Annotated in this window: 13 protein-coding genes; 6 read left to right on the top strand and 7 right to left on the bottom strand. The window is 70.1% G+C overall.

Going from position 1 to position 16,561, the window contains the following annotated elements:
- Window positions 1–17: 17 nt before the first annotated feature.
- Window positions 18–1,055, top strand: a complete 1,038-nt coding sequence (locus tag OG452_RS02965) for an enoyl-CoA hydratase/isomerase family protein (protein ID WP_327294026.1) — start codon at window positions 18–20, stop codon at window positions 1,053–1,055.
- A 68-nt stretch (window positions 1,056–1,123) separates the two neighbouring features.
- Here OG452_RS02965 and OG452_RS02960 read toward each other — a convergent pair whose 3' ends face one another.
- The 5 genes from OG452_RS02960 to OG452_RS02940 all read right to left on the bottom strand — a co-directional run bounded on the left by OG452_RS02960 (window position 1,124) and on the right by OG452_RS02940 (window position 5,078).
- Window positions 1,124–2,155, bottom strand: coding sequence for a pyridoxal phosphate-dependent aminotransferase (locus OG452_RS02960; protein ID WP_327294025.1), 1,032 nt, complete (start codon window positions 2,153–2,155; stop codon window positions 1,124–1,126).
- Window positions 2,152–2,880: an IclR family transcriptional regulator gene (locus OG452_RS02955; RefSeq protein ID WP_327294024.1), complete on the bottom strand. Its 729-nt coding sequence runs from the start codon at window positions 2,878–2,880 to the stop codon at window positions 2,152–2,154. The genes OG452_RS02960 and OG452_RS02955 overlap by 4 nt, the downstream gene beginning before the upstream one ends.
- A 161-nt stretch (window positions 2,881–3,041) precedes the next feature.
- Window positions 3,042–3,308, bottom strand: coding sequence for a DUF6295 family protein (locus tag OG452_RS02950; protein ID WP_327294023.1), 267 nt, complete (start codon window positions 3,306–3,308; stop codon window positions 3,042–3,044).
- A gap of 2 nt (window positions 3,309–3,310) precedes the next feature.
- A complete protein-coding gene (locus OG452_RS02945) occupies window positions 3,311–4,054 on the bottom strand; it encodes a dienelactone hydrolase family protein (protein WP_327294022.1) in 744 nt (247 codons plus the stop codon).
- A 109-nt stretch (window positions 4,055–4,163) separates the two neighbouring features.
- Window positions 4,164–5,078, bottom strand: coding sequence for a LysR family transcriptional regulator (locus OG452_RS02940; protein ID WP_327294021.1), 915 nt, complete (start codon window positions 5,076–5,078; stop codon window positions 4,164–4,166).
- Window positions 5,079–5,283: 205 nt separating this feature from the next.
- Between OG452_RS02940 and phnA the strand changes: the two genes are divergently transcribed.
- The 5 genes from phnA to OG452_RS02915 all read left to right on the top strand — a co-directional run bounded on the left by phnA (window position 5,284) and on the right by OG452_RS02915 (window position 13,011).
- Complete coding sequence (gene phnA, locus OG452_RS02935; protein ID WP_327294020.1) at window positions 5,284–6,549, top strand: phosphonoacetate hydrolase; 1,266 nt, start codon at window positions 5,284–5,286, stop codon at window positions 6,547–6,549.
- A gap of 147 nt (window positions 6,550–6,696) precedes the next feature.
- A complete protein-coding gene (locus tag OG452_RS02930; protein WP_327294019.1) occupies window positions 6,697–8,142 on the top strand; it encodes an MFS transporter in 1,446 nt (481 codons plus the stop codon).
- A gap of 54 nt (window positions 8,143–8,196) precedes the next feature.
- Window positions 8,197–9,330 carry a TIGR03364 family FAD-dependent oxidoreductase gene (locus OG452_RS02925; protein ID WP_327294018.1) on the top strand — a complete coding sequence of 378 codons (1,134 nt, stop codon included), beginning with the start codon at window positions 8,197–8,199 and terminating at the stop codon, window positions 9,328–9,330.
- A gap of 304 nt (window positions 9,331–9,634) precedes the next feature.
- Complete coding sequence (locus tag OG452_RS02920; protein WP_327294017.1) at window positions 9,635–11,359, top strand: glycosyl hydrolase family 18 protein; 1,725 nt, start codon at window positions 9,635–9,637, stop codon at window positions 11,357–11,359.
- A 134-nt stretch (window positions 11,360–11,493) separates the two neighbouring features.
- The gene (locus tag OG452_RS02915) at window positions 11,494–13,011 is read left to right on the top strand and encodes a chitinase (protein WP_327294016.1); all 1,518 of its coding nucleotides are present in this window, start codon (window positions 11,494–11,496) and stop codon (window positions 13,009–13,011) included.
- A gap of 267 nt (window positions 13,012–13,278) precedes the next feature.
- Here OG452_RS02915 and OG452_RS02910 read toward each other — a convergent pair whose 3' ends face one another.
- The gene (locus OG452_RS02910; protein WP_327294015.1) at window positions 13,279–14,757 is read right to left on the bottom strand and encodes an aldehyde dehydrogenase family protein; all 1,479 of its coding nucleotides are present in this window, start codon (window positions 14,755–14,757) and stop codon (window positions 13,279–13,281) included.
- A 191-nt stretch (window positions 14,758–14,948) separates the two neighbouring features.
- Window positions 14,949–16,526 carry a M81 family metallopeptidase gene (locus tag OG452_RS02905; RefSeq protein ID WP_327294014.1) on the bottom strand — a complete coding sequence of 526 codons (1,578 nt, stop codon included), beginning with the start codon at window positions 16,524–16,526 and terminating at the stop codon, window positions 14,949–14,951.
- Between the last annotated feature and the right edge of the window lie 35 nt (window positions 16,527–16,561).

The following is a 16,561-nucleotide window of genomic DNA, read 5'->3' as shown; positions in this document are numbered from 1 at the left end:
CAGGCAGGGGACCGGCGATGAGCGACGACTGCGTGCTGGCGCGCGCCGAGGGGCGGATCGGCCACCTCACCCTCAACCGGCCGAAGGCGCTGAACGCGCTGAACCGCGCGATGGTCAACCGCATCGACGAAGCGCTCACCGCATGGGAGCAGGACCCCGCAGTCGAGAGCGTCGTCCTCACCGGGGCGGGGGAGCGCGGTCTCTGCGCGGGCGGCGACATCCGGATGATCTACGAGGACATACGCGCCGGAGGGACCGCGTCGGACGAGTTCTGGCGTGACGAGTACCGGCTGAACGCCCGGATCGCCCGCTACCCCAAGCCGTACGTCGCCCTCATGGACGGCATCGTGATGGGCGGCGGTGTCGGGGTCTCGGGGCACGGGAGCGTCCGGATCGTCACCGAGCGCTCCCGGGTCGCCATGCCCGAGACGGCCATCGGGTTCGTCCCCGATGTCGGGGGCACCTTCCTGCTCGGCCGGGCGCCCGGTGAGCTCGGTACCCATCTCGCCCTGACCGGGGCCGCGGTCGGTGCGGCCGACGCTCTGCTGTGCGGGATCGCCGACCACTTCGTACCGGCGGACCGGCTGCCCACCCTGGTAGCGGACCTCGCCCGGGAGCCGGTGGCCGACGTGCTGCGGGCCCATGGAACGCAGGCCCCGGACGGGGAGTTGGCCGAGCGGCGGGAGTGGATCGACCACTGCTACGCGGCCCGCACCGCCGAGGAGATCGTCGACCGGCTGCTCGACACCGGCCTCCCGGCCGCCAAGGAGACCGCCGCCACCCTGCTGAGCAGGTCGCCCACCGCGCTGAAGGTGACGCTGGCCGCCGTCCGCCGCGCCCGTGAACTCGGCCCGCTGGAGCGGGTCCTTGAACAGGAGTACCGCGTCTCGTGCGCCGCGCTGACCTCGCCCGACTTCATGGAGGGGATCCGCGCCCAGGTCATCGACAAGGACCGCGACCCGCGCTGGTCGCCCGCGGAGCTCGCCGGGGTCGCCGATGAGCGGGTCGCCGGATTCTTCGCACCGCTCGGCGCGGCGGAGCTCAGCCTGTCCTGACCGCGGCCCGGGGAACGGGTGAAGAGCGGGCTCATGCAGTTCTCATGAACGGCCGGATCGGGATCGGTTCAGGCCAGTGCCTGTGCGACCAGAGCGAGGCCCTTGGTCGTGGGTACGCTCATGCGCACGCTGCCGGGCACACCCAGCGTGCTGCCGGGACGGGCCGAGACGCCACCGGCGGCCAGACGCGCGAGCAACAGCTCCTCGTCGGGGGCCTGCACCAGGACGAAGTTGGCCTGGGAGGGGACGACGTCGTAGCCGGCGCCGGTGAGAATCCCGGTCAGGGCGGCGCGCTTCTCAAGGGTGTGCGCGCGGACCTTGTTCCGGTGGCCGGGATCGCGCAGCGCGGCCACCGCGGCTGCCTGGGCCGGCGTGCTGACGGAGAACGGGGCGCGGACCTTACGCAGCGTCGCAACGACGTCTCGGCCGGCCACCAGGTAGCCGACCCGGAGTCCGGCCAGCCCATGGATCTTGGAGAAGGTGCGGAGCACCACCGCCTCGCCGTCACGGGCCAGGGGGAGCGCGGTCGTGGCGGCGGGGTCGTCGCTGAAGTCGATGTACGCCTCGTCGACCACCACCAGACGAGCCCTGCTCGCGGCGACGAAGCGCTCCAGGTCCGCGCGGGACAGTGCGGTGCCCGTCGGGTTGTGCGGATTGACCACGTAGGCGATGTCCGCCTCCACGCGCGCCATCGCCTCCAGGTCGTGAGTCCAGTCGGCGAGCGGGACCTTCGTCAGCCGGGCGTTGACGACCTGGCTGCTGATCTCGTCCATCCGGTACGCCGGGTCGGCGCAGACCGCGTGACCGCCGTGCGCGAGATAGGCCCAGGCGAGCAGGAAGATCAGCTCGTCGGAACCGTTGCCGATCAGGATCTGCTCGGGGTCGACCTGGTGCCGCGCGGCCAATTCCTCGCGCAGTTCCGTGGCCAGCGGGTCGGGATAGTGGTGGGCGCGGACGACGGCATCGGCCATGGCGCGGGCGACCTGGGGACTGGCGCCGAGCGGCGACTCGTTGGAGGCCATCGAACCGTCCTCGGTCGCGGCGTGGGTGCCGGGCCGGTACGGCTGGATCTGCCTCAGCCAGGGCCTGGGCTCGATCATGTGTTGCTTCCTCCGAGTATCGATGTCAACCGGGCGGCGGCGTGCCGCACCTGCTCCGTGAGCTGTGGACCGGGCGTCGGGGAGCCACTGAGGTAGCTGACCCCGACCGCACCCCTGGGACCGCCCGCGTCGAACACCGGTGCCGCGACGCAATCGACGCCCGAGGCGACCTGGCCGTGGTCGTCGGCGTAACCGCGCTCACGGATCCCGGCCAGTTCCCGCACCAGGGCTTCCCTGCCCTCGGCCCACGCCACGGGCTCCACGTGGACCGCCACCTGCGCGGGCTCCAGCCACGCCAGGCCGCACTTGCCGACCGCGGTCAGGTGCGCGGGCAGCCGGGCACCCACGGAACTGGCCAACTGCACTCCCGACCGCGGCGGGTCCTGCTTGTAGAGGTACACGGCCTCGACGCCGTCCAGCACCGCGTAGTGGGCGGTCACCTCCAGCGCCCGGGTCAGTCCCGCCAGTTCGGACGCGATCACCGTGTCCACACCGGCGACGCGCAGGTGCGCGGCTCCTACCTCGAACGCCTTGATTCCCACGGTGTACGCCGTGGGTTCGTGAACATCCACGAACCGTTCCCTGGCGAGGTCCCGCAGGATCCCGTGAGCGGTGCTCTTCGGAATCCCCAGGGTCTGCGCGATGTGCTTGAGAACGACCGGGTTCTCCGCCCTGGCGATCAGGTCCAGGATTCGCAGCGCCCGTGTGACTGAGCTGCTCTGCATCAACATTCCGTTCGTATATACGAATGATGATCGCTTATGCGAACAGTCGTGACCTTAGGAGCGAGCGCGGGCGCGTGTCAATGCTCCGGGCCACTCGCCGGCCTGCGTCTGCGCGCCTCCCGGTCTGCGAAGACGTGCTCAGCGGCGGCCCGGCGGCATCATCAGGCGGTGAGTGCGGGCGGAACCGCCGCCAGCGCTTCCTGGATCGCGGCGACCAGGGCGCGGGCGGACCCGGCCGTCAGCTCCAGGGCGACCCGGGCCGACGGGCCCTTCGATGGATCGGTGAAGTCGATGTTGAGCGTGTGCTCGGCCATCGCGTGCACCGGGTGGTCGAAGTACACAGTCACGTCGGACACATGGAACCAGGAACCGCCCGGTCCCTTGGCGCTGCCGTCCACCGTGTCCTTGATCGTCGTGTAGGTGCACATGCTCAGGCTCCCAGGTGCTTGGCGAAGAAGGTTTCGATCTGCTCCCAGCCGTCGTTCGCCGCAGCCACGTTGTACGAGGGCCGGTCGTTGGAGAAGAAGCCGTGGCCGGCCCCCTCGTACGTGTGGAACTCGAAGTCCTTGCCGTGCTCCGTGAGGATCTGCTCCAGCTCGGCGACCTGCTCGGGGCCGGGGAAGCTGTCGTCGGCCCCGAACAGGCCGAGTAGCGGAGCGCGCAGCTGGGGGAGCTCGCCGACCAGATTGCTGACCTTCAGGGGGAAGCCCTCGGGCGGTGTTCCGGTGACGAACGCGCCGTAGCAGTCCACCGCCGCGTCCAGGTCGAGACGGCACGCGGCGAGTACGCTCTGCCGTCCGCCGGAGCAGTAACCGATCGTGCCCACCTTGCCGTTGGAGGTGGCCAGCGCGCGCAGATACGCCGCTGACGCGCCCACGTCGCCGGCGAGACGGTCGTCCGGCACTCCGCCTGCCGCGCGGTTGGCGGCGGCCGCGTCGTCAGGGGCCGCGCCGGGCGCCTCGCGGTAGAAGAGGTTCGGGCAGATCGCGTCGTAGCCGATCTCGGCGAACCTGCGGACGATCTCCTTGCTGCCCCGGTCGAAACCGGGCATGTGGTGGATGACCACGACGCCGCCGCGCGGGGCCCCGCCCCGCGGGCGGGCCAGATATGCCTCGATCTCATCGCCGTTGTGACCGGTGAGCCTGACGGTTTCCGCGGTTAGTGAGTCACTCATGAGACAGCTATACCACCGGATCCGCCCGGCCCACGAAGACCGGCTCCCGAAGACCGGCCCATGAAGACCGGCGCATGAAGACCGGCCCACGAAGACCGGCCGGACAGGCCTACCCGCCGGACGACTCCCGGGGCCAGCTGCCGGTCGTGCGCAGCAGGGCGATGAACGCCCGCTCGGCGGGGGAGAGCAGCCGGTCGCGCCGGCTCACCAGACTGATCGGGCGGGACCGCGGCTGCGGGCTGACCGGCACCACGGCCAGCGAACCGGCCCGTACATCACCGTCGACCGCGTGCTCGGAGATCAGCGCGAGCCCGAGCCCGGCGGCCACACACTGCTTGACGGCCTCCGGGCCCCAGATGTCGCCGTGCGACACCTCCGTCAAGTCCCACTCGGCCAGCACCTGTTCCTGCAGCTCGCGGGTCTGTGAACCGGGCTCGCGCAGCAGGAACCGGGAGCCGGCCAGCTCGGCGGGACCGACTTCGCCGGCCCCCGCCAGCGGATGCGACGGCGCGGCGACGAGCACCAGCCGCTCGTCCAGTACGTGTTCGACGACGAGCTGGGCCGTGGTGGGCGCCCCCGCCACCACCGCGACCCCGATTCCGCCCCCGGCCAGCCGTTCCAGTACGGCCTCGTTGTTGCCCACGAAGATGTCGCACTCGATGCCCGGATGCGCTGACTGGTACCGGGCGAGGAGCGACGGCAGCAGATAGGTGCCGACCGTCGTCGTACCGCCGATCAGCAGCCGGCCCGAGATCAGCCCGCTCACCTGCTGCACCGCCGCGACGGCCTCGTCGGCCAGCAGGAAGACCCGTTTGCCGTACTCGGCCAGGACCTCGCCCTCGGCGGTGGGCCGGGTCCTGGCGCCGGAGCGGTCCACCAGGGTGACCCGCAGGGACTGCTCCAGTCTGCGTACCTGGTTGGAGACGGACGGCTGGCTCATGTAGAGCTTCTGGGCCGCCGCCGAGAAGCCGTGGTGCTCGACCACTTGCATAAAGATCCACAATCGGTGGAGGTTGAGTTCCACAGGCCTCCTGACATTGCTCACCGACCGTCCGCGCGGCGAGCCTAGCGGCGAACGGCCCTGGTGGGGAGGGGGTGCGCCGGTCCCTGCACAGCTATGACCGCCATAGCGATTCCGGTGGTTCTCCACCCGTGGTGGCGGGTGCTACCCATGAAAAGGAGAGCGGCAGCCACCGCTCCGGACTACGACCTCAGGGGTGGATCCGTACATGAAGGAACCTGTTGCCGGACGGCTCGATGTGCTCGATGTGAACGGGCGCGGCTACGGCCGGCCCCGTCGGCCGGTCGTCGTGGTCTGCATCGACGGCAGCGAGCCCGCGTACCACGAACGGGCCGTGGCAGACGGCCGGATGCCCTTCCTGGAACGCATGCTGGAGCACGGCAGCGATCTGCGGGCCGACTGCACCATGCCGTCCTTCACCAACCCCAACAACCTGTCCATCGCAACCGGTACACCGCCCTCGGTGCACGGCATCTGCGGCAACTACTTCTACGACACCGCATCCGGCACCGAGGTCATGATGAACGACCCGGCGCTGCTGCGGGTGCCCACCCTCTTCGCCGCGTTCTCGGCGGCCGGGGCGAAGGTCGCCGTCATCACGGCCAAGGACAAACTGCGCAGGCTGCTGGGGCGCGACCTGGTCGACGGCATGTGCTTCTCCGCCGAGAAGGCCGACCAGGTCACGGAGGAGGAGAACGGCATCAGCAAGGTGCTGGAGCGCGTCGGCATGGAGCTGCCGTCCGTGTACAGCGCCGGGCTCAGCGAACTGGTCATGGCAGCCGGTACGGACGTCCTGGAGCAGGAGCGGCCGGACCTCATGTACCTCTCGCTCACCGACTACATCCAGCACAAGCACGCACCGGGCTCGTCCGTCGCCAACGACTTCTACGCCATGCTCGACGGTTACTTCGAGCGGATCGACGCACTGGGCGCCGTCCTGGTCGTCACCGCCGACCACGGGATGAACGCCAAGAGCGACGCCGGGGGAGACGCCCGGGTCGTGTTCCTCCAGGACGTCCTGGACGCACGGCTCGGCGAGGGGACGGCGCGGGTCGTGCTGCCCATCACCGATCCGTACACCGTGCACCACGGGGCGCTCGGCTCGTACGCGACCGTGCATCTGCCCGCCGCCACCGACGTGGCGCCGCTGGTCGCCGCGCTCACCACGCTGGACGGCGTCGACACCGTCCTCACCCGTGCACAGGCCTGCGAGCGCTTCGAGCTGCCGCCGGACCGGATCGGCGACATCGTCGTCATCGCCGAACGCAACACGGCGCTGGGCACGACCCCGGCGCGCCACGACATCTCCGGCTTCGAGGAGCCGCTGCGCTCGCACGGCGGGCTGACGGAGCAGCGTGTGCCGTTCCTGGTCAACGCCCCGACCGGGCCGCTCCCCGAGGGACACCGGCTCCGGAACTTCGACGCCTACTGGGTGGGCACCGCACTCGCGGCCGACCGGCCGCTCACCACCTGACCGGAACGCTCCCGAAACGAACGTTCCCCGCACCACTGACCCGGCCCCGGCGCGCGCGCTGTCGAGGCGCGCGCCGGGGCCGAGCCATGCCCAGGTACGACTCCGATCCCTCCCCCCGCACCCCCGCGCCGAGGACAGGACACCGCCATGGCAGACACCCCACTCCAGCAACCACCACCGACCGGAACCCCCGTCACCACACGTGAGGCGCTCGAAGAGGTCTCACCGCTGCTCCGTTCGGCGCGCGCCCGCCGTTGGCGACGGCAGATCTTCGCGATCACCCGGCTCGCGTACGTCGGCTTCTACTTCGTCCGGCAAGCGTTCTCCGTGGCCAAGCTGGGCATTCTGGACGACCCTTCGGTGAACACGGTGCTCACCGAGCACGTCCTCGGCATCATCGACGCGGTCTATCTGGCGGCCTACGCGGCCGGGCAGTTCCTCTGGGGCATGTGGGCCGACCGGTTCGGGCCGCGCGTGGTGGTGATCGGCGGGATGGCCGGTGCCATCGCCGCGGCCTGCCTGATGGGGCTGAACAGCGCGCTCCTGGTGTTCGGCGGCGCCATGGTGGTCCAGGGGCTGTCCCAGTCGGCCGGGTGGGCGCCCCTCTGCAAGAACATGGGGAACTTCTTCTCGGTGGGGGAGCGCGGCCGGGTGCTCGGTGTGTGGAGCACCAACTACGCGTTCGGCGGGCTCGTGGCCCCGCCGTTCCTCGGGTGGATCGCCTACTCGCTGCTCAACAGCTGGCGGGCCGCCTTCCTCTCCGGCGCCGCCACGCTCGCCGTCGTACTCCTGCTGTTCGTGCTCCTGCAGCGCAACTCGCCCCGAGACGTGGGACTTCCGGAACCCCCAGAACCCACCGAAGTCATCGAAGACACCGAACTCACTGGAGCCATCGGAGCCACCGACCCCGCGGAGCCGACGGACTCCGCGGAACCAGTGGGACCTGTGGGACCTGTGGGACCCGTGGCGCCGGCCGGGCCGCGTCGCTCTGCCATCGGCCTCTACCGTGAGACCCTGCGCGACCGCATGGTGCTCACCCTCGGCCTCTGCTACTTCCTCCTCAAGCCCGCCCGTTACGCCATCCTGCTCTGGGGACCGGTCATCGTCAGCCAACGGCTGCCCGAGATCAACAAGGTCGGCGCCACGCTCATCCCCATCGCGTTCGGGGTCACCGGCGTCCTCGCCCCGATCCTGGTGGGCTGGGTGTCCGACCGGCTGTTCCGGTCCCGGCGGGTCCCGGCGTGCGTCCTCGCCCTGGGCATTCTGACCGTGGCCCTCGCTCTGTTCATGCCGCTCACCGCGGCCGGCAGCGTCGAGGTGATGATCGCCGTTCTCGCGGTGATCGGACTCGCCGTGTACGCGGCCGACGCGATGATCTCCTGTGTCGCCGCCGTGGACTTCGGCAGCGCCAAGGGCGCGGGAACCGCCGCGGGGCTGGTCAACGGCTGTGGCTCGGTCGGTGCCATCCTCGGCGGCCTGCTTCCCGGATTCCTCTCCGGCGGTGTGCTGTTCACCGGTTTCGCGGGGGCCGCGCTGCTCGCCGGGCTGCTGATGCTCCCGCACTGGAACCGCGTACCGCGCCCCGCGACCTGAGCCTCCTGCACGCACTCATGCACCCACTGCTGCATTGACCGAGAAGGAGATCCCATGACCGTCAACCGTGCCGACACCGCCGTCGTCGGCGGAGGCATCGTCGGCCTCGCTCACGCACTCGCCGCCGCCCGACGGGGGGACCGCGTCGTCCTTTTCGAGCGCGACGACTTCGCCGTCGGCGCCTCCATACGCAACTTCGGCATGATCTGGTCGATCGGCCAGCAGCGCGGCGAGGTCTACGAACGCGCCCTGCGGACGCGCGAGATCTGGCTGGAGATCGCCGCCAAGTCCGGCCTCTGGGCCGCACCGACCGGATCGCTGCACCTCGCGCACCACCCCGATGAGGTCGCGGTGCTCGAAGAGTTCCTCGCGATCACACCGCCGGCCCGGGACCGCGGTAGCCGGATGATCACGCCGGCCGAGACCCGCGACCTCAGCGCCACGGCGCGCACCGACGGTCTGCTCGCCGCGATGTGGAGCCCGACCGAGCTCAACGTCGACCCGAGGCTCGCCATCCCGGCGGTCGCCAAGTACCTGGTGACCGAGTACGGCGTCGACATCCGGTTCGGCACGACCGTACGCGACATCTCGCTGCCGACGGTCTCCACCACCGAGGGCGAGTGGCACGCCGACCGGGCCTATGTGTGCAGCGGCAACGACTTCGCGACGCTGTACCCCGAAGTCTTCGCCCAGAGCGGTCTGATGCGGTGCAAACTCCAGATGATGCGCACCGGGGCCCAGCCGGCCGGCTGGCAGCTCGGCCCGATGCTCTGCGGCGGGCTGACCCTCCTGCACTACGCGGCCTTCGACGATTGCGAGTCGAAGGCCGCGCTGGCGGCCCGGATGGGCGAGGAACTGCCCTTCCACCGGGAGAACGGGGTGCATGTCCTGCTCTCCCAGACCGCGGACGGTCGGCTGACGATCGGTGACAGCCATGCGTACGCCCAGACTCTCCACCCCTTCGAGAGCGAGGAGATCAACGAGGCGGTCGTCGACTATCTGGGCACATTCGCCCAGTTGCCCAACCCGGCCATCACCGAGCGCTGGAGCGGCTACTACCCGTCGCTGCGGGACGGCCGTTCGCAACTGGTGGTCGAGCCCGAACCGGGCGTCACCGTCGTGAACGGGGTCGGCGGCGCCGGGATGACGCTGTCGTTCGGACTGGCCGAGGAGGTCGTCGGCGGCTGACGCCGGCTCACCTGCCAGCCGGCGGTGCCCCTGACCGGATCCCGGTGAGGGGCACCGCCGGTTGCTGTCACCCACGGCCTGCCCCGGCGATCAGTGATTTTGCCCGGGGTTTGGTCCAGTCCCGATCAGCCAGCGTCAGGCCCATGACAACGTAGCCCTCGGAGGAATTGGTCTAGTCCTTAATTGGTCCAGACTATTGACGTCTCCTCCAGCCGCGGATATCTCCTTATCAACCGTGCTGCGCGAGCCGGTGTGCCACATCCGCCATCTGGAGGTTCCCGTGCAATCCAGGAAGAGAACGCTCATGGCCGCCGCCATGAGCGCGGCGCTGGCCGCGGGAGTGCTCACCGCACTCGCAGCCGGCGTCTCCGGCGCCCAGGCGGACTCCGTGTCCGCCGCCAAGCCGCTGGCTGCCGCCGCGAGCAGCGGGGGCGTCAAGATCGCGTACTACGACCAGTGGAGTGTGTACGGCAACGCCTTCTACCCCAAGAACCTCGACACCGAGGGGATAGCGGGCAAGCTGGACATCCTCAACTACTCGTTCGAGAACATCGACCCGAGCAGCCACACCTGTTTCGAGGCGACCAAGGCGTCTGACTCGACGAACGAGAGCGACCCCAACGCCGGGGACGGCGCGGGCGATGCCTTCGCCGACTACCAGAAGTCTTTCGGCGCCGACATCAGCGTGGACGGTGTAGCCGACAAGTGGGACCAGCCGATCGTCGGCAACTTCAACCAGCTCAAGAAGCTGAAGGCGAAGTACCCGAAGCTGAAGATCATCGCGTCGATCGGCGGCTGGACGTACTCCAAGTACTTCTCCGACGCGGCCGCGACCGACGCCAGCCGCAAGAAGCTCGTCAGCTCCTGCATCGACATGTTCATCAAGGGCAACCTGCCGGTGCAGGGCGGTTACGGCGGAGACGGCTCCGCGGCCGGCATCTTCGACGGCTTCGACATCGACTGGGAGTACCCCGGCTCGCCCAACGGCCACACGGGCAACCACTACAGCACCGCGGACAAGGCCAACTACACCAAGTTGATGGCCGAGTTCCGCACCGAGCTGGATGCCTACGGCGCCGCCAACGGCGGCAAGAAGATGCTGCTCACCGCGGCGTTGCCGGCCGGCCAGGACAAAATCGCGAACCTTGAGACCGACAAGCTCGGCCAGTACCTCGACTACGCGAACGTCATGACGTACGACATGCACGGCGCCTGGGACGCGACCGGTCCGACCAACCACCAGGACCCGACGTACGTGTCGCCCGACGATCCGTCGACGCCGGTCTCGCCCGGGACCGAGAAGTACTCGACCGACAACGCCATCAAGGCATGGACCACCGGTGACCCGGCCTACGGCATCCCGGGCGGGTTCCCGGCCGACAAGATCACCATGGGCTACCCGCTGTACTACCGGGGCTGGACGGGCGTTTCGGCAGACAGCAAACACGGCCTGTACCAGCCGGCCACCGGGCCGGCGCCGGCGCGCGGTACCAGCCAGGTCCCGGGGACCGCGTACTACAAGGAACTGACGGGCATCGTCGCCAACCCGTCCACCACCTTCTACGACGCGGCCTCGCAGTCCAACTACTTCTACAACGGGACGGAGTTCTGGACCGGACTCGGCGACCAGAGCATCCAGGCCAAGGCCGACTACGCGCACTGCCACGGCCTGGGCGGCTCGATGATGTACTCGCTGCTCGACCTCGACCCGGCGGCCACCCTCTTCAACAAGATCGTGTCCGCGACGAACGGGTCCGCGTCCGGGTGCTCGGCGCCCCCGACGACACCGCCGACCACTCCGCCGCCGACCACTCCGCCCCCGACGACGCCGCCGCCCACCACGCCGCCGGTCACCCCGCCCCCCTCCGGTACCTGCACCTCGCCGTCGTGGAGCGCCTCCGAGGTCTATGTCGGCGGCAAGCAGGTCTCCTGGAAGGGCCACAACTGGAAGGCCAAGTGGTGGACCACCAATGAGGAGCCCGGCACCACGGGCGACTGGGGGGTCTGGCAGGACCTGGGTGCCTGCTGATCATTCCGCAACTCCCGCGATGCCCGGCCGGGGCCTTGGCAGCCCCCACCTGTTCCGGCCCGCCGGGCATCGCGGGGCCCGTAGACGCGCCCCGCGCTTCCGCTCCCTCCAACCGGTGTTCTCAGGAGACTCGCATGAGACCTGTACGTACCCTTCTCACTGCCTTTGTCACAGCCGCGGCCGCGGCCGGGCTCGTCACGGTCGGCAGTGGATCCGCTCAGGCGGCGACGCCGTTGCCGGCGCATGTGTACGCCCCGTACTTCGAAGCCTGGACCGGCGACAGCCCGGCCGCCCTGGCCGAGCAGTCCGGCAGCAAATACCTGACGATGGCGTTCCTCCAGGCAGCGAGCAAGGGCTCGTGCACGCCGTACTGGAACGGCGACAGCAGCACGCCGGTCTCGTCCGCCAGCTTCGGCAGCGACATCAGCACCATCAAGGCCAAGGGCGGTGACGTCATCGCCTCGTTCGGCGGCTACACCGCTGACAACACCGGCACCGAGATCGCCGACAGCTGCACCGATGTCAGCCAGATCGCCGCCGCATACGAGAAGGTCGTCACCACCTACGACATCACCCGGATCGACCTGGACACCGAGGACAACTCCCTCACCAACGCCGCGGGCATCGACCGGCGCAACAAGGCCGTCAAGCAGGTGGAGGACTGGGCAGCCGCCAACGGGCGCGCCGTCGAGTTCTCCTACACGCTGCCCACGACCACACACGGTCTGGCCTCCAGCGGTCTGGCCGTGCTGAAGAACGCGGTGTCCAACGGCGCCAGGATCGACGTCACGAACATCATGACGTTCGACTACTACGACAATGCGACGCACGACATGGCCAACGACACCCAGACCGCGGCCCAGGGCCTGCACGACCAGTTGGCGAAGCTGTACCCGTCGAAGACGGACGCGCAGCTATGGGGTTCGATGGGCGTCATCGAGATGCCGGGCATCGACGACTTCGGGGCCGCCGAGACGTTCACCACCGCCAACGCCACGGCCGTCTACAACTGGGCTGTCGACAAGGGCATCAACACCCTGTCCATCTGGGCCCTTCAGCGTGACAACGGCGGCTGCCCGGGACAGGGCGGCTCGGACTCCTGCTCCGGCATCGACCAGAGCACCTGGCAGTTCGCCCACACCTTCGAGCCGTTCACCAGTGGCAGCACCACACCGCCCCCGGCCAACGACTTCTCCGTCTCGCTCTCCCCGGCCTCGGCCACCGTCGCGGCCGGCGGCTCCACCACGTCCTCGGTGCACACCGCGGTCACCGCCGGCTCGGCGCAGCCGGTCGGCCTGACGGTAAGCGGCGCCCCGGCGGGCGTCACCGCATCGGTCAGCCCCGGCTCGGTCAACGCCGGTGGCAACGCGACCCTATCGGTCTCCACCACCTCGTCCGCCGTCTCCGGCACGTATGCCCTGACGGTCACCGGCAAGACGGGTTCCGCCGCCCACGCGGCCACTTACACACTGACCGTCACCGGCGGGGCCACCGCCTGCAGTGCGGCGCAGTGGAACAAGACGGCGGTCTACGTCGGCGGCAACACCGTCTCGTACGGCGGCCACACCTGGAAGGCCAAGTGGTGGACCACCGGCGAAACACCCGGAACCACGGGTGACTGGGGCGTCTGGCAGGACCTCGGCGCCTGCTGATCCTCCCGACCCCGAGATCTCGATTCTGATGTCCCGGTTCTGATATGCGGTGTCCGGCAGGGCCACATGCCCTCCCGGGCACCGCAATCGCGTTTGAAGATCCCTAAGGGCTGTCCCGCAATTCCCGGCGGGCGCGCGACGACAGCTACGGCACCTCGCCGCGTTGTCGGAACGTCCACATACATCCAGTATGCGAACGTCCCTCCGCATTGCGATGCACCGCATCTGACGCCGCGCGCTGATCCACCAGGAATTGCGGGACAGCCCTTAGTAGCTGATGCAGGCCGAATGCCACTCCGTGTAGAAATCCCACACCTCGGGGGAACACTCCGGCGGGCCGTACTGCGACGCCTTCGACCCGACATGCGGGAGATGGGAGTACGCCCCGACGCCCGGACGGTTCACATGGAGCATCCCCGCCTCGAACCGCTCGATGGCTTCGAACGCCCGTGACTGGGACGCCGTGAAGACGGTGCCGGACATCCCGTACTTCACCGAGTTCGCCACCGACATCGCCTCGTCGAAGCCGTCCGCGTCGATCACGGCCAGCACCGGTCCGAACACCTCCTCCTGCGCCAGAGAGCTGTCCGCCGGCACATCACGGATGACGGTCGGCTGGACATAGCAGCCATCGGGCAGATCCGCCCGCTCCTCCCGGCCCCCTCCGCACAGCACCTTGCCGCCGTCGCGCTGCGCCCCGGCGACCGCCGCCAGCGCCGCGTCCATCCGGACGGTGTTGACGACCGGGCAGACCCGAGATGCCGGATCGTCGCCCGGCCCGACCCGCAGACCGGCGACCCGCTCCACCAGCCGGTCGAGGAACTCTTCCCGCACCCGGACATCCACCACGGCCCGGCTGGTGGCCGAACACCGCTGGCCCGCCTGGCCGAAGGCGCCGTTCACGACGGCGTCGACGGCCTTGCCGACGTCGGCGTCGTCGCAGACGATCAGCGCGTTCTTGCCGCCGAGTTCGAGCTGGGTCCGCAGCAGCCGGTGCGCGCCGCCGCTGTGGATGGCGGTGCCGACCGGTAGCGAGCCGGTGAAACTGATGCCCGCGACCGAGGGGTTGGCGACCAGAGCCTCGCCCGCCGCCGCATCGCCCTGCACCAGATTCAGTACCCCGTCGGGGACCCCCGCCTGCTGGAAGATCTCGACCAGCAGCGCCGAGGTGAGGGGGGTCAGCGGGGACGGCTTGAGCACCGCCGTGCACCCCGAGAGCAGCGCGGGCGCCACCTTCCACATGGGAATGGCGAGCGGGAAGTTCCACGGGGCCACCAGACCGACCACCCCGATGGGCCTGCGGAAGGTGTACGCGAAGGTGCGCTCCTCCTCCGCGGGCGCGGTCACCCCGCCGAGCAGCCGGGCCTGTCCCGCGGTGAAGTCGATGACGGCCCGCGCCCTGGCCACCTCGCCGCGGGCCTCGCTGAGCAGCTTGCCCTGCTCGCGGGTGATGACGGACGCGACCTCCGCCGCCCGCTCACCGAGGATGCGGCTCGCCGCGGTGAGATATCCGGCGCGCGCGATCGGCCCCTGCGCTCGCCACGCGGGCAGGGCCGTGGCCGCGGCGTCGACGGCGTGGTCCACGTCGACGCCGCCGGACTCGGTGAACTCGCCGATCACATCGGAGAGGGCGGCGGGATTGATGTTCTCCCTGAGCTGTCCCGATTCCGCCGGGAGCCACTGCCCGTCGATGAAGTTGAGCCGAAGGTGCCGCGGAACCTGATTCTCCTGCGCAACGCTTGTCATGCCCTCCCCTTCGCTGGACCTGCCGGCGCTGCTGCCGGTCCTGGCCAGGCTCGCTCAGGGGAGGGGTCCGTCACAATGCGCGATTGACGAATACGCTTGATAGCCGGGGTCTATCGGGTCTCCGGAGCCCCCTGCCCGCCGTGGTCGTGACGGACGGGCGGGGGCCGGCCGCACCGCTGCTGTCCGCTGGGTCAGAGCAGCACCGGCGTCAGGTCCGGGCCGCCCTCGCTCTCGTACGCGTCCTCGTCGAAGGGGTACAGCGGGCGCTCCACCCGGTGGTGGCCAAGGCGCAGCAGATCCTGGTCGACGCCGCCGGGGGTGAGGGCCAGCAGCCAGTCCGCCGCCATGTCGTGCAGCTCCGGCTCCAGGTAACCGATCTTCACGACGACCAGGTCGAAGGTGCGCGGGTCGATGCCCAGACCGCCCTGCGCCGGTCCGGTGAAGTCGGCGACCGTGTGGAACGGCTTGCGCTGCCCGGTGACGACGACCGTGAGTCCGCCGACCGTGATCGCCGCGAGGTCGCAGCCGCGGTCGTACGCGCCGCCCTCGGCCCGGTCCGTCTTGTCGGCCGCGCGCTGCAGGCCCGTCACCGTGCCGGTGATCTTGCACGGTCCGCCCTGGCTGGTGTCGACCTTGCCGCCGACACCGACGGTGACCGTGGCGCCGATCCCGGCCTCGAAGCAGGCGCGGACCGCGGCCGGGTCGGTGATGCCGGGGTGCACGGCGGTCACCCTGCCGGAGGCGATCTCCTCGTTCTCCAGCAGCTTGCCGAGCATGTACGCGAGGTCGCCCGCGCCGCCGGCCGTGGGGTTGTCCCCGGAGTCGCTGATCAGGAACGGGCGGCGGTCGGACGCCACCGCCGCCGCGATGCACTCATCCGCGGTGCCGGTCGGGCCGACGAACTCGAAGTCGCGGCGTACGTCCCAGTACTGACGGGCCAGCGACTCGGCCTCGGCTGCGGCGAGTTCGGCGTCGTCACCGGTGACCACGATGGCCGCCTTGCAGCGCGGCTCGTCGGCCCAGGCGTACCCGACCCAGATCGCGGCGTCCACGATGCCGGGCTTCGCCTCGATCCCGGCGAGACGCCCGTACAGCCCCTTCGCGGGTTCCAGCCGGGTGCTGGTCTTCTCGCCGGGCAGCAGGACGGGCACCTGCACCCAGGCGCGGTGCGGGCGGCGGTCCGCTGCGGGCAGCCGCAGCCGCTCGACCAGCTTGCGGGCCGCACGCTCGCGGGTGTCCCAGGCGTCCTCGTGCGGGGCGAGCCGGTGGGCGGTGAGCAGCTCGACCGGCTCGGCGAAGCGGCGCGAGACGTTCCCGTGCAGGTCCATCGCCGCGGACATCATCGGGCGGCCGGACGCCGGGTCCTCCGGGGTGCCCACCGCGTCCAGCGCGGCGCGCACGGCCTCGGTCAGATCGCCCTCGGCGTCGGTGAGGCCGATGACGCTCATCGCGCCGTGCAGGTCGTAGACCATGCCGTCGAGGGGGCCCGCTGCCCGGATCCGGGAGACCAGCTCGTCCTTGAGCAGCAGATACGACCCCGCCTCGACGGGACCGCCGGGCAGCGCGGTGGCGTGCAGCAGCGGGACCCACTCGACGAGCCCGTCGAGGTCCGACCCGGGCTGCGTCCAGGTGTAGCGGTCGAGGAGTTCCTGACCTCGGGTCTGGCGGAAGTCGTCGGCGGTGGAGCGGTGCGGACAGAAGGTGGACGACTCGATGCCGATGCCGCCGATGGCGATGCGCAGACGGCGGGCGGGGGTGGCGGTGGTCATGTGGCGCTGCTCTCCGGGTTGCGGGTGGGGTGGTA

This window comes from Streptomyces sp. NBC_01197 (assembly GCF_036010505.1).
Lineage (GTDB): Bacteria > Actinomycetota > Actinomycetes > Streptomycetales > Streptomycetaceae > Streptomyces.
The sequence above is the reverse complement of the archived record's forward strand: the minus strand, read 5'-3'. Positions and strand labels throughout refer to the sequence as shown.

Bases quoted from the DNA above. Each gene is read 5' to 3' on its own strand.
- phnA (WP_327294020.1), top strand. From the start codon at position 5,284: ATGAAGGAACCTGTTGCCGGACGGCTCGATGTGCTCGATGTGAACGGG.
- OG452_RS02950 (WP_327294023.1), bottom strand. From the start codon at position 3,308: ATGTGCACCTACACGACGATCAAGGACACGGTGGACGGCAGCGCCAAG.
- OG452_RS02925 (WP_327294018.1), top strand. From the start codon at position 8,197: ATGACCGTCAACCGTGCCGACACCGCCGTCGTCGGCGGAGGCATCGTC.
- OG452_RS02945 (WP_327294022.1), bottom strand. From the start codon at position 4,054: ATGAGTGACTCACTAACCGCGGAAACCGTCAGGCTCACCGGTCACAAC.
- OG452_RS02955 (WP_327294024.1), bottom strand. From the start codon at position 2,880: ATGCAGAGCAGCTCAGTCACACGGGCGCTGCGAATCCTGGACCTGATC.
- OG452_RS02915 (WP_327294016.1), top strand. From the start codon at position 11,494: ATGAGACCTGTACGTACCCTTCTCACTGCCTTTGTCACAGCCGCGGCC.
- OG452_RS02905 (WP_327294014.1), bottom strand. From the start codon at position 16,526: ATGACCACCGCCACCCCCGCCCGCCGTCTGCGCATCGCCATCGGCGGC.
- OG452_RS02920 (WP_327294017.1), top strand. From the start codon at position 9,635: ATGGCCGCCGCCATGAGCGCGGCGCTGGCCGCGGGAGTGCTCACCGCA.
- OG452_RS02910 (WP_327294015.1), bottom strand. From the start codon at position 14,757: ATGACAAGCGTTGCGCAGGAGAATCAGGTTCCGCGGCACCTTCGGCTC.
- OG452_RS02930 (WP_327294019.1), top strand. From the start codon at position 6,697: ATGGCAGACACCCCACTCCAGCAACCACCACCGACCGGAACCCCCGTC.
- OG452_RS02965 (WP_327294026.1), top strand. From the start codon at position 18: ATGAGCGACGACTGCGTGCTGGCGCGCGCCGAGGGGCGGATCGGCCAC.
- OG452_RS02960 (WP_327294025.1), bottom strand. From the start codon at position 2,155: ATGATCGAGCCCAGGCCCTGGCTGAGGCAGATCCAGCCGTACCGGCCC.